Below are 13358 nucleotides of genomic sequence, written 5' to 3'. Positions count from 1 at the left end.
CTTTACATTATATATTAAATATTTGACAAAAATATTCCAAAGTATTATAATATCTAATTAATGTGATCTTATATTAAGACTATGATGAGAAGAGTAGATATAGAAGGTAATTATAGCGAATCAGTGATGGTGGAAGACTGATATGAAATCTATATTGAAGAACATCTCTGAGTTTCTAATCGAAATCTTATAAGAAGAAAGTAGACTTAGACGGATTCACTCCGTTAAAAGTGAGCAGTATTTTAAGTACTGTTTTAGAGTGGTTGTTTCTATGACAATTAGGGTGGTACCGCGAACTAAGCCTTTCGTCCCTTCGAGGAGAAAGGCTTTTATTTTTGCAAAAAATTATTAATACACTATAAAAACTATATGTTAAGAAGGAGGATAAATATGAAAAGTTTACTAATTAAAGAGATGTATAGAAATACTGAAAAGTTTATTAATCAATCAGTTACTATATCAGGATGGATAAGAACTCTAAGAAACTCTAAAGCTTTTGGATTTATAGAAGTCAATGATGGAAGTTTCTTTAAAAATATTCAAGTTGTATTTGATGATACTTTACAGAATTTCAATGAGATTTCAAAATTGCCAATAAGCTCTTCAATAATTGTAGAGGGAAAACTTGAAGCTACTCCTAATGCTAAACAGCCATTTGAGATTAAAGCAACAAAAATTGAAGTAGAAGGGTTATCAAGTACAGAATATCCTCTTCAAAAGAAAAGACACTCTTTTGAGTATTTAAGAACCATAGCACATTTAAGACCTAGAAGTAATGCTTTTTCTGCAGTATTTAGGGTACGTTCATTAGCTGCTTATGCTATCCATAAATTTTTTCAAGATAGAGGATTTGTATATGTACATACTCCTATAATAACAGGAAGTGACGCTGAAGGTGCAGGGGATATGTTTAGAGTAACAACTTTAGATTTATTAAATACACCTAAAACAGATGATGGAGAAATTGACTTTTCAAAAGATTTTTTCGGAAAAGAAACGAATCTTACTGTAAGTGGACAATTAGAAGGAGAAGCTTATGCATTAGCTTTTAGAAATATATATACTTTTGGACCAACTTTTAGAGCAGAAAATTCCAATACTACAAGACATGCTGCCGAGTTCTGGATGATAGAACCTGAAATAGCTTTTGCAGACTTAAAAGATGATATGGAATTAGCAGAAGACATGCTTAAATATATAATAAGATATGTTATGGAAAATGCACCAGAAGAAATGGAGTTTTTTAATTCTTTTGTAGATAAAGGATTAATAGAAAGACTTGAGAACATAGTGAATTCAGATTTTGAAACGATAACTTATACAGAAGCTGTAGATATTTTAGAGAAAGTTAATGATAAGTTTGATTATCCTGTAGAATGGGGATTAGACTTACAAACAGAACATGAAAGATATTTAACAGAAGAAGTATTTAAAAAGCCTGTATTTGTAACAGACTACCCTAAAGATATAAAAGCTTTTTATATGAGAATTAATGATGACAATAAAACTGTTGCAGCAATGGATTTATTAGTTCCAGGAATAGGTGAAATAATAGGTGGTAGCCAAAGGGAAGAAAGACTAGATGTATTAGAAGCTAGAATAAAAGAAATGGGAATGAATCTAGAAGATTATTGGTGGTACTTAGATCTAAGAAAATATGGTGGAACTAAGCATGCTGGATTTGGGCTAGGATTTGAAAGAGCAATAATGTATATGACAGGAATGAGTAATATTAGAGATGTTATTCCTTTCCCAAGAACAGTTAAATCAGCAGAATTTTAAAGAATGGTAAGGCTGCTATAGCAGTCTTACTATTTAATTTGAGGGCTAAGAAGATTGCATAAAATTAGATTATAGTTTGTTTGTAAAAATACTAAATTAGAGAATAAATATATATTTAACAAAGCTAATTTAAGTGTTATAATTACAAAGGAATTAATAATAGAAAGGAGAAATAATAATGAAAATATATAAAGAATGGTCTGATATAGCATATAAAGAAATGACCAAAGAAGAATCAGATAAATTTTGGACAGCTTATTTAGAAAAAGAAAAAAATGTATATGAAAAAATATTAGCTAAAAAAGATAATGTCATTACAGGAACGGTTAGTGAATTAGCTAAAAAATATGATATGGATTTAACTAGTTTTGCAGGATTCATAGATGGTATAAATACAAGTTTAATTAAAGAAGTAAATCTTGAAGAATTAGAAGAAGAAAGTAACATAACTTTAGATATTGATTTTGAAAAATTATACTATAATATGTTAGATGCTAAAGCCCCTTGGTTATATGAATTACCAGAATGGGAAGAAATACTTAGTGCAGAAAGAAGAAAAGAAATAACTAAAGAATATAGAAGATCAAAAATTGTTACTGTTAAAAAGATTGGTAGAAATGAGCCATGTCCATGTGGAAGTGGTAAGAAATATAAAAAATGCTGTGGCAAATAATAAAATAACTATATTCTATGGAGGTAGTTAAAGGTGCAAAGAATTAAAGTAAACCTAGAACTAATAGAAGCTATGCTTTATTTTTGGCAATCTACAAGTGAAAAAGAAAAAGTTTCAGAGAAATACATTAATGATGTTACAAACATGGAAGGATTTACTTATGTCTATGACTCTGAATTTAATGCAGAATCAGTTAGAAGAGCTTTAAGTGCAGTTACAAATAGAGAATTATTTTCAAGTAACAATAAAAAAGAAGGAAGATTTTGGAATAACAATCTTTGGATGATGGAAGATTTGGAATATACTGATTTAATGGTACAGCCATTAAAAAAGCTTAATTTAGATGTTATAGTAGATAGGGTTAAAGATTTAGAAGAAAGTTCAAGATACGATGAAATAGAAGTTATATTTTCACCCCTTCATCTTGAAGAATATTATATAGTTGAAAATAAACTTATAATAAACTTTTTTAGAGTTAAGCCAAGTTTTGAAGATGACAACACTTATATAGGAGATTTAGAAATAACTGACTATATAGAAACTAAAATAAGAGAATTATTAAAAAAGTAATAATATTAATGAACATGTAGTTAATTTAAGTATAAGAAGAGAAAGACTATTGACTAATTATAGATATTATTGTATCATAGCAATGAGTAAATAAGGATAGGTAGAGGTTGCAATATCTATTAGTAGTATTGTAGAGGTGAGTACGATGAAACAATATGAAAGGAGATATTGCCGAAGCATATAGCCTAAACTCAAGGGCTATATGACTGGTTATACGTAGAATATGCGTATAACTGTCACAAATTTATATTTGTGGAGAGCTATCATTCAAAATTATAAACACAGTTTTATTAATATGTGTCTATAACCTTGAGTGTAAGCTCAAGGTTTTATTATTTTGAGATAGACTTTCCTCCATATTTATTCAGTAAAATTAAGGAGGAGAAATATGAAAAAAAATTATGGAATAATTATTTTATCTATATTGTTAACGTTATTTATGATATCTGCTCCTGTATTTGCAGAAGGAAAAGATATAGCCGATCTAAATGCAGCAAAATATGGACTAATCACTTTACTCCCACCACTTGTTGCAATTGTACTAGCTTTTATATTTAAAAATGTGGTTATGTCATTGTTTTTAGGAGTTTTAGCAGGGACTTTCTTATTGGAACTAAATAATCATAATATATTTGGAGCATTGTTTCATGGATTCATGTCTCTAATAGATAAAATACTAGGATCGCTTGCAGATCCATGGAATGCAGGAATAATACTTCAGTGTTTAACTATTGGAGGACTTATTGCTTTAGTTTCTAAAATGGGAGGAGCTAAGGCTGTAGCAGAGTCTTTAGCTAAAAAAGCGAAGACTCCTAGAAGTGCACAAATTGTAACTTGGATACTAGGAATCTTAGTTTTCTTTGATGATTATGCTAACTCATTAATAGTTGGACCTATTATGAGACCTGTTACAGATAAGTTGAAAATTTCTAGAGAAAAATTAGCTTTTGTAGTTGATGGTACAGCTGCACCAATAGCAGGTATAGCATTAGTTTCTACGTGGATAGGATATGAGATAAGCTTAATTAGAGATGGATATAAAGCTATAGGACAGACAGTAAATCCATATAATATATTTGTATCTACTATACCTTACAGATTTTATAATATATTAATGCTTTTATTTATACTATTTACTGCTATACTACTAAGAGAGTTTGGCCCTATGCTAAAAGCTGAAAGAAGAGCTAGAAAAACAGGAAAGGTTCTTGATGATAATGCAAAACCAATGGTATCAAGTGAAACGACTGCATTAGAGCCTAAGGAAGGAATAAAGCTAAGCATATGGAATGCTATCATACCAATAGGGGTATTAATGATAGGATCGTTATTAGGATTTTATTATAATGGATATGTTTCTATAATGGCTGGAAAGGATACTGCAATTATAGAAATATTAAAAAATTCTCCAATATCTTTTGTTGCTATAAGAGAAGCTTTTGGAGCAGCTGATGCTAGTGTGGTTTTATTTCAAGCAGCATTACTTGCATCTATAGTTGCTTTGATAATGGGATTAAAACAAAAATTATTTACTTTTGGAGAAGCAATAGATATTTGGATAGAAGGAATGAAATCTTTAGTTATAACAGGAGTAATACTTCTTTTGGCTTGGTCATTAAGTGGGGTAATAAAAGAACTAGGAACAGCTCAATTCTTAATAAATATATTAAAAAGTTCTCCTGAGTCTGTATTAAAATCATTAAAGTTTTTACTACCTTCTATAATATTCATACTAGGATCTATAATTTCATTTGCAACTGGAACTTCATATGGCACTATGGGAATATTAATGCCACTTGCAATACCTCTTGCACATTCAATATCACCTGATAGTTCGTATATTATAATAAGTGTTGGAGCTGTGTTAACAGGAGCTATATTTGGTGATCACTGTTGTCCAATATCAGATACTACAATTTTATCTTCTATGGGAGCTGCATGTGATCATATAGATCATACTAAAACTCAACTTTACTATGCAATAGCAATAGCAATAGTTACAGTAGTATTTGGATATATACCAGCAGCTTTAGGAATGCCAGTAATAGCTGTACTTGGCATGGGAATTATGGTTACTTTCTTAATAGTACGATTAATAGGTAAACCTGTAGAAGTTGAAGAGGAAGCGAAAAATTCAGAAAAATAAGCTTTATATTAAATAAATATTATATAATAAAAGTCACGTCGTATTAATGATGTGACTTTTGTTATATAATATATACATGACAACAAAAATTGGAGATGGTTAATATGAGCTATACTTTATTAATGGCTATGATACTTACTGCTATGATTCATACGGTAGAGACATTAGCATATTCAGTAAGACTAAGTTCTGTTAAAAATAAACAATATGCACTATGTACTTCTCTCTTTAATATATTTGTTCTCATTTCAAGAACAGCAAATACTTTTCTAGCTCCTTTAATAGGAACAATAGTTGGATATAGTATAAGTAAAAAAATAGATCCTATTATGGATTTTAGGTTACTTGTATTTTCATCTACTATAGGTACTGTAGTTGGAATTTTTTTTATGCCAACTTTTCTTAGAATATTTGAAGTTGCTGTTTCTAAGCTTGAGGTATATGGATCAGTCCCTTTATTAGTTAGTCAGTCTTTAAGTATTTCCAATATAAAACGTATAGCTAAAAAGACATCTTTACCTAAAAAAAGTATGATTGAGAAACTAAACATTAAAAATATTCCTAAAAAACTAATAATTTTAAATACCTTAATAACAGGAATATATACTGTAGGTATGTATTCATCTTTCTATGCTTCTACTTTAGTATCATCGTCAAGTCGTATAGCAGCATCTGCTTCATCAGGTATGGTAAATGGTATAGCAACTATTTTACTAACGATATTTGTAGATCCAAAATCAGCAATTATAACAGACCAAGTACTTAGAGGAGAAAGAAGTTATAATGATGTAAAATCTCTAGTTACTTTACTTATAGTTTCTAAGCTAGTCGGAACACTTTTAGGACAAATTTTACTAATTCCAAGTGCAAATATTATTGCTTTAATATATAGATAGTAAGAATTAAAAAAGATAAACATTTTTTGAAGTATTTTCATAATATAATAACGATACTAATTTTACTTAATATATTTATGTAGTATAGTTTGGAAGGAGTATATATTATGAAAATATTGAGTCATATATTTAAAAGTTCGAATGGTAGTGATAAATGCAATGGTATAAACGTTGAACAATTAGCTTTAATTGCAGCTTTTTTTGTCGTAATAGGAGATATTTTAGCTTTAATAGTAGCATGTTTAGCTATTCAAGATAGTAACTCTGAAGATTGCAATAATATAAAGAGAGAATCTATTACTAGAGATATAGAAGATATAGAGAAAAAAATTTATGAACTTAAAGACAAAATATAAACTTATGTTCATAATAATATTTTATATAAACATGTTAGTTGGTACTATTATTACTTATAGTACCTTTTTTAATTGAAATGGTTAAAAAATTTAAAGTTATAGATTTACTAATATAATCATTAAATATATATTTATTGATTATATTAGTAATCTATTACATATATAATTACAAATTTACCAGTAAAAATGACCTTTTGCTTTATGATAGTTTATGATAACATTCTACTATATGTTAAGACAGAAATTATTAAAAGGATAAATCGTACAATGAGTTTTCAAATTAGTATATATTTTCTATGTAATATATTTTATGAAACTTTAATTGACTATATTAACTTTTATTTATTTTAAAAACTTTGTAATTTTAATATAGATTTTAAAATATATTATGAAGTTTCTTTATTTTTAAATATCTTACGAATTGAATAATATTTTATGATGAATTTTAATTAGGCACTATAAAAATATTGTTTATAAATAAAAAAGCTGGAAGACTGATTATAAAGGGAGGATAAAATGAGTAAACGATTGATAAGTTCGAAGTTAATATTTATTATTATGTTTACATACTTATGTCTTATTATCAATATAGGATTTAAAGATAATATAAGTGTAGCATCAAGCGATGAAAAACTTAGTATGACGTATCTATATGGTGGTAATTCTGCTTCTTACATATCAAATATAGAACGTACTAATGGTTCTTTAAATATGGTTTCTCCAAATTACTTTAATCTCAATAGCGATGGATCTTTAAAACTTACTGGAGTGGATACATATTTTATAAAAACAATGCATAACAAAGGAATAAAAGTTATGCCTTTTATAAGTAATCACTGGGATAGAACGCTTGGAAGAGCAGCTTTAAATAATAGAGATGTTTTATCGAATCAAATAGTACAAGCTATAAAGGAATATGATTTAGATGGTATAAACATAGATATAGAAAATCTAACGGAAGAAGATAGAGACGCTCATACAGACTTAGTAAGAATAATAAGAAATAAGCTTCCTAGGGATAAAGAAATATCAGTTGCTGTTGGATCTAATCCAAGAGGATTTACTACAGGATGGCATGGATCATATGATTATAAAAATTTAGCTTATCATTCAAATTATTTAATAATAATGACTTATGATGAAGGATATGAAGGTGCACCTCCTAGTCCTGTTTCTAGTTATTCTTTTGTTGAGAATTCAATTAAGTATGCTTTAAATAATGGTGTATCATCTAATAAGATTGTAGTAACATTGCCGTTTTATGGAAGATATTGGAACAGCTCAGAGTCAAGAGGTGGATATGCTGTTGCTTTAGAAACTGTAGATAAACTTATAAAAAAATATAATGCGAGTGTTATATATGATGAAAATAAGAAGTCACCTGTTGCTAAATTTAGTATAACACCTCAAAGTCCAGAGGCTATTGTTGGTGGTAAAAAGCTTTCAATTGGAGACTATATACTTTGGTTTGAAAATAATGATTCTTTAAAAGCAAAGCTAAGTTTAGTAAGTAAATATAACTTAAAAGGAGCAGGTAGTTGGAGATTAGGTCAAGAGAATCCTGATATATGGAATTACTATAAGGTATGGTTAAATAATAGTTATTTTAAAGATATAATAGGACATTGGGCAAATAAAGAGATTGTATATGTTATAGAAAGAAATTGGATGAATGGAATTTCTTCGACGCAATTTTTACCTGATAGTAGTTTAACCAGAGCTCAAGCAGCTACTATTTTAGTTAGAGCAAAAGGTTTAGAAAATTATGTAGTTAGAAATCAAGTTCAATTCAAAGATGTGTCTAAAACCCATTGGGCTTATAATTATATACAAATAGCAAGAGAAAATGGACTTGTAAGTGGATTTGAAAACAATACGTTTGCTCCTGACATGCCTGTAACTAGAGAACAAGTAGCAAGTATGATTAGTAGAATAACAAAATATAAAAGTAGTTATATTAAAAATCCTTTTGTAGATGTAAATAGTAAAATGTGGTCATATGATGCTATAATGAATATGACTGAATTAGGAGTATTAAAAGGTTTTGAAGGAGGATACTTTAAGCCTTATGAAAAAACTACAAGAGCTCAAATAGCTGCAATAATGTATAGATTATCTAAAGATTTAAATCAAATATAATAACAATATGATAAAGTAATTAAAGTTTCCAGGGAAATAAGAAGATAGACTTCCTATGATGTGAACCTACTTAAGTAGATTTTTTATTTCTACTTAAATTAGGTCCAGTTCACATCTACGGAAGTCTATTTATATAGTTAATGACGGGGCCATAAGCAATATTTCTTCATTATCATTATATATTTCCTCAAACTGAGAGATAGGGAGTGGATTTGTACCTTCTCCGACCTCTATGGTAAATCCAGGCCTTTTAAATTTTGAAATAAACCAATCTTTATAACCACTAAAAGATGCCATACCTTCAGGTTCTGAAAGCTTATATCCACTGACTTTAGAAAATTTTTCCCCAATATCTTTAGAAATATCTGGAGCCATATTTTTATAATTCCAATATATCTCTTTTCCCTGACTATGATATGCTAAGACCATTTTAAAATCATTGAATCTAGTAAAATTGGCTAAAGCTTTAGACTCAGGTTCTGATTCAGGAAAATCCCCTGAATATCGTGTAGGACCTGGTCCATATATTTTGTTCTGTTTTTCGGAAAACTTTGATTGCTTCCATGAAGCATTATAATTATGGTTTAAGTCTACTCCTCTAATATTTGATTGCCAAGTTGTTGAAAAATTCAAATTACCTTTGTTTAGTTTTATTAATCGTCCATAATACTTACTAGTAGGATCAAGACCTTTTAAAACCAGATCAACTCCATCTGGATTTACCATAGGGACTATAAATATAGATGACTTGCTTAGTAAATCTTTAATATCATATCCTCTAATACTTTCATTCTTTACATATGCATTACAAATATTTTCTGTAAATTTCATTAAGAGTAAAGATGTAATCCATTCTAAACTGTGATGACAAGCATTATAGAAAACATGATTAGGGCCTTCTCCAATTTTTAAATAGTAAATATTTTTGCCTAATATACTATTTCCAATTACACCTTCTTCTATAAAAGGATATATTGTTTTTAAACTTGATATATTACGCTCTAGTATTTCATAAGTATAATCTATATCTGTTCTAACTATTTCTAAGTCATATGGAATAATAATTTCATCATTGTTCTTTATATTATCTAAATCTATATTTGGATTAGATGATATAACATGGTCAAGGGATGTATTGTATTTTTCTAAAATATTTTCTATAGTATTTTTTCCTTTGACTTTATATCTATAATAACCTAAGAGTAAGCTTCTTATATATGAATAGGTTTTGATATCTAATTTTCCGTTAATTTCAAGATTATTATCTTGTTGTAACTTGCTTATAGCTTCTTGAGTCTTTTCTCCAAATATACCATCTATGTTACTTTCATAGTAATTTAATTTTTTTAATATAGACTGTACTTCTTTAACATCTGTACCCTTTGAATTAAGACTAGGAATTCTCATAAAAATACCTCCTTTTTATAATATATAGGAACAAATAATTTATATTTTAAATATATTATTATATAAAATAAACAATTATAGGAGTTGATAGTTTGAAAAGTAAAACTTTAAGTAATAGAGAGTATTTTATTGCAGTGTTTAGATCTAAAAATCATGCTATTCAAATATTCTATAATCTGGAAAAAAAAGGATATACATTTTTTCAGCTAATATCTACACCCTGTCAGCTTAAAGGAGGATGTAGTTATTCTATAAAATTTAATAGATTAAATGACATAGAATATATAAGAAGACTACATGGTGATTTAAGTAGCTGTTTATCTGGAGTATATCATGTTGCAAAAATAAATGGTAAAAAGGTATTAACAGAAGTAAAAAATGTTATTTAAATAGATTAAGTAATTTTCTAAAAAAACTATTATTATTGGGCTGGTTTTCAGCCATTTCTTTTAATTGAATCAGGTATGATTCAATTTTTTCTATATTATCAAAATTGTTGTTATATTTTTCTTTTGTTTCTTCCAAAAGTTCTATAAATTTTTTATTTTCTATTTTGTAATTATCTAAACTACTTTCAAGGAAATTTATATTTTTAAATAATATGTCTAAATATTCGTTTTTATTAGATATTTCTTTTTGCAAATATAGAGTATTATTATGTAGTGTTTTCTCTATTTGCTTTTTAACTTCATTTAAATTTTGAGACTTTAGTAATATGTACTCTATATCATGTTTAATATTACACATAAAATTTTCAAAAGTGTCATTATCAAGAGCAATTATTTCATCAGTTGATATAATTTGATTTTCAATATCTAGTTCATCTATTTCCTCTTTTACTGGGCTATTTTCACTATTCTCATTTTCAGATTCAGTAATATCATCATTAGATTTAGAATCCTCTATTGTTGGATCATTTTTCGAGTTAGTTTCAGATTCAATGTTTATATCTTCATCAATCTTATCGCTATTTTCACTTTTTACTTTGTCAGATGATGATTGATTTTCAATATCAAGGTTATCAGTTAAATTTTTATGTGGATTATTCTTATCGATTGAAATATTTTCAAAAGTATCTTTATTAATTGTATTTATACTTTCTTGTTTAGGTTCTTTAGATATTATAAAAGACTTATCTATATCAGGTATGTTAGTCATTTCTTTAGGTAAGTTATTATCTACGAGATTATCCTCAGATATTTTAACTTCATTTTTTGTATCAGAATCTTTTGATATTATATTATTATGCAAGTTATTTTCAACTGTAATATTTGTATTTTCATAAGTATTGTTGCTAACTTTGGCTTGTATTTCGTTAGAGAATATAGATTCAGATAGATTGCTTGAGACATGCTTATTTTCTAATGTATTAACTTCACTATTAATCTCAGAATCTTTTTCTATTATCATATGTGGAAGGTCACTTATAAAGTTACATTTAGTTTCAACATTTGTATTTGTGTGAATATTGTTGCTAGCTTTTTTTTCTAACTCTTTATTTTTATCAATGTAGATGTCAGAGAATAAGAGTTTAATAGACTTTTCTATATTTGCATAGGTATAAGAAATATTATATTTACTATGATCTTTTACGTCGTTAGTAGAAAATTTCACAAGATGTAAGTTGCTAGGTGAAATATTTTCTACAATTCCGTTATCTTCCCAAGAATAACCATTATTATTAGAAATTAATTGATTTATGCTTCCTTCTTTATTATATAGAAGTTTTAATGAACTTTTATCTTCAAATACAATTGGATGAATAGAGTTTTCGCTCATAAAAGGAAGACCTATTTCTTTCCATCTATTTTTCTTAGTGGAATTGTAGTTGAGAATTTTATATATTATTTTAATTTTGTTAGATTGAATTTGATTCCATACTATATGAATATTTTCTCTACTATCAATAAATAAATAAGGTTCTAGGTTATTATATTCGCAATTAGATATTTTTTGAGGATATTTAGGCCATTTTTTCACAGAAGGATTAAAAACTGTATAATATATATTATTAATCTTGTTACTCATACACGTATAAACTAAGTGAACATTATCAAAAGTATCAATTGATATATAAAATGGACTAAAATTTCTGCCTGAAGTTATACTAATTATGTTTCTTTTTTCTAGTTTTGGTTTAAGTGAAATGTATTGAATAGTCCAAACTCCTGCACTTATTAAATTTGAATAAGCGCATAAAATATAAATACTCTCTTTATTAACAACTAAAGTTAAGTATTTATATATATTTGATTTTAAATCTAAATAGGTTATTCTTTTGTTTAACCAAGTACCTTGAGAATAAATATAATAAATTAAACATCCATTAGTAGATATGCAAACTAAGTGTATATTGTCTTTTGAGTCAATTTCAACTGAAAAATCTAAAACATCTTTATCAACAATTGTGTTAGTATCAATAATATAATTATTGACACTAAATACGTCACAGTCAATTCCATTGTTATTGTTAAAGTAAAAATTATAAGAGGTACCACATGAAGCTTTCAAAATAAAGCTTTGTTTAAAATAAGAATTCACTTTTTATCACTCCCTTTAAAAAATAATAAATAAAGTAGCACCAAAGTTATTATAATTCATAATATGACAGTAGATATGAATTTATTAAAATAAAAGGAGTGAAAATATGGACACTAAATCTAGAAATTTAAGTTTAAATTCTATGCATGATACAAGTATCAAAGAACTAGCAGCTGAAGACTTTTCACCAGGAGAAAGTATAACTGAAGATTTCTTAAATTGTATAACAGAGACGGTGTGTATAATAACAGATAAAGTTTATGCACATTGCCAGAGTAGAGAGTGCTTTCCAAACGTAGAAATTAATATTGGAGACAAAAAGGTATGTAGTATTAAATTTGGAGAAGGATTTATAGTTGATGGAACACTAAATATAAGTGAAATACCCAATAGACCAAACTTTAAGAGAGTGAGATTTACATTAAGAATACCATTCGAGGTAAGAACAACTGATGGAGAAGTAATAACAGGATTTTTACCAGATGTTATAAAAGATATAGTATTATTTATGCCAGAATCTAGGGATGAATTTGACTTTAAAATAGTTATAGAGACAGCTTCTAGAATTTTAGGTCAAATACAAATATCTTGTGACGGTATCATAACATTTGCTGTAGGTACGTTTATAATAATAAAAGTAGTAGGAAGAGTTCAACTTCTCATTCCGGCATTTGGATTCTGTCCAGAACCACCAGAGTGTGAAGATTTTACACCAGGGGATATTTGTGATGTATTTGAATTTGAAGAATTCCCTGATTTCTTCCCGCCACAATTTGAAGATCTGTTTCCTGATGATTAATTAATAAAAGTATCTGTCGACAGACTAAAGCTAAATAACATACATTAAA

At 27.5% G+C, this 13358-nt stretch carries 11 protein-coding genes, 1 riboswitch and 1 other annotated feature; of the genes, 9 read left to right on the top strand and 2 right to left on the bottom strand.

The features are described 5' to 3' along the window. Positions 1-72: 72 nt before the first annotated feature. Positions 73-316 (top strand) — a binding site (T-box leader). A gap of 74 nt (positions 317-390) precedes the next feature. From asnS to CLPU_RS00295, 7 genes are all read left to right on the top strand, one after another. Beyond that, positions 391-1782, top strand: a complete 1392-nt coding sequence (gene asnS, locus CLPU_RS00325) for an asparagine--tRNA ligase (protein WP_050353646.1) — start codon at positions 391-393, stop codon at positions 1780-1782. A 178-nt stretch (positions 1783-1960) separates the two neighbouring features. Beyond that, positions 1961-2455, top strand: coding sequence for an SEC-C metal-binding domain-containing protein (locus CLPU_RS00320; protein WP_050353645.1), 495 nt, complete (start codon positions 1961-1963; stop codon positions 2453-2455). A gap of 33 nt (positions 2456-2488) precedes the next feature. Further along, entirely contained in the window at positions 2489-3025 is a 537-nt protein-coding gene (locus CLPU_RS00315; RefSeq protein ID WP_235436071.1) for a TDE2712 family protein, read from the top strand. Between the two features lie 93 nt (positions 3026-3118). After that, a riboswitch (Lysine riboswitch) is annotated at positions 3119-3296 on the top strand. 117 nt (positions 3297-3413) lie between these two features. Beyond that, positions 3414-5171 (top strand): Na+/H+ antiporter NhaC family protein, encoded by a 1758-nt coding sequence (locus tag CLPU_RS00310; RefSeq protein WP_050353644.1) that lies wholly within the window; start codon positions 3414-3416, stop codon positions 5169-5171. A 104-nt stretch (positions 5172-5275) separates the two neighbouring features. After that, positions 5276-6067 (top strand): lipid II flippase Amj family protein, encoded by a 792-nt coding sequence (locus tag CLPU_RS00305; RefSeq protein WP_050353643.1) that lies wholly within the window; start codon positions 5276-5278, stop codon positions 6065-6067. Between the two features lie 107 nt (positions 6068-6174). Then, positions 6175-6423 carry a hypothetical protein gene (locus tag CLPU_RS00300; RefSeq protein ID WP_050353642.1) on the top strand — a complete coding sequence of 83 codons (249 nt, stop codon included), beginning with the start codon at positions 6175-6177 and terminating at the stop codon, positions 6421-6423. 516 nt (positions 6424-6939) lie between these two features. After that, on the top strand, positions 6940-8562 hold the full coding sequence (locus CLPU_RS00295) for an S-layer homology domain-containing protein (RefSeq protein ID WP_050353641.1): 1623 nt from the start codon (positions 6940-6942) through the stop codon (positions 8560-8562). 129 nt (positions 8563-8691) lie between these two features. On the opposite strand, the gene CLPU_RS00290 is transcribed toward CLPU_RS00295, so the two are convergent. Beyond that, on the bottom strand, positions 8692-9969 hold the full coding sequence (locus CLPU_RS00290) for a M14 family zinc carboxypeptidase (RefSeq protein ID WP_050353640.1): 1278 nt from the start codon (positions 9967-9969) through the stop codon (positions 8692-8694). Positions 9970-10061: 92 nt separating this feature from the next. Here CLPU_RS00290 and CLPU_RS00285 point away from each other — a divergent pair, with 92 nt between their 5' ends. Further along, positions 10062-10358, top strand: a complete 297-nt coding sequence (locus CLPU_RS00285) for a putative Se/S carrier protein (RefSeq protein ID WP_050353639.1) — start codon at positions 10062-10064, stop codon at positions 10356-10358. Here CLPU_RS00285 and CLPU_RS00280 read toward each other — a convergent pair. Then, positions 10351-12510, bottom strand: a complete 2160-nt coding sequence (locus CLPU_RS00280; protein ID WP_050353638.1) for a hypothetical protein — start codon at positions 12508-12510, stop codon at positions 10351-10353. The genes CLPU_RS00285 and CLPU_RS00280 overlap by 8 nt on opposite strands. Before the next feature lie 106 nt (positions 12511-12616). On the opposite strand from CLPU_RS00280, the gene CLPU_RS00275 reads away from it, so the two are divergent. Further along, the gene (locus CLPU_RS00275) at positions 12617-13309 is read left to right on the top strand and encodes a hypothetical protein (protein WP_235436070.1); all 693 of its coding nucleotides are present in this window, start codon (positions 12617-12619) and stop codon (positions 13307-13309) included. Positions 13310-13358 lie beyond the last annotated feature (49 nt).

It is taken from the genome of Gottschalkia purinilytica (assembly GCF_001190785.1).
Taxonomy (GTDB): Bacteria; Bacillota; Clostridia; order Tissierellales; family Gottschalkiaceae; genus Gottschalkia_A; species Gottschalkia_A purinilytica.
The sequence above is the reverse complement of the archived record's forward strand: the minus strand, read 5'-3'. Positions and strand labels throughout refer to the sequence as shown.

Excerpts from the sequence above, each read along its gene's own strand:
- asnS (WP_050353646.1), top strand. The coding sequence starts at position 391 with ATGAAAAGTTTACTAATTAAAGAGATGTATAGAAATACTGAAAAGTTT.
- CLPU_RS00310 (WP_050353644.1), top strand. The coding sequence starts at position 3,414 with ATGAAAAAAAATTATGGAATAATTATTTTATCTATATTGTTAACGTTA.
- CLPU_RS00320 (WP_050353645.1), top strand. The coding sequence starts at position 1,961 with ATGAAAATATATAAAGAATGGTCTGATATAGCATATAAAGAAATGACC.
- CLPU_RS00275 (WP_235436070.1), top strand. The coding sequence starts at position 12,617 with ATGGACACTAAATCTAGAAATTTAAGTTTAAATTCTATGCATGATACA.
- CLPU_RS00300 (WP_050353642.1), top strand. The coding sequence starts at position 6,175 with ATGAAAATATTGAGTCATATATTTAAAAGTTCGAATGGTAGTGATAAA.
- CLPU_RS00290 (WP_050353640.1), bottom strand. The coding sequence starts at position 9,969 with ATGAGAATTCCTAGTCTTAATTCAAAGGGTACAGATGTTAAAGAAGTA.
- CLPU_RS00295 (WP_050353641.1), top strand. The coding sequence starts at position 6,940 with ATGAGTAAACGATTGATAAGTTCGAAGTTAATATTTATTATTATGTTT.
- CLPU_RS00305 (WP_050353643.1), top strand. The coding sequence starts at position 5,276 with ATGAGCTATACTTTATTAATGGCTATGATACTTACTGCTATGATTCAT.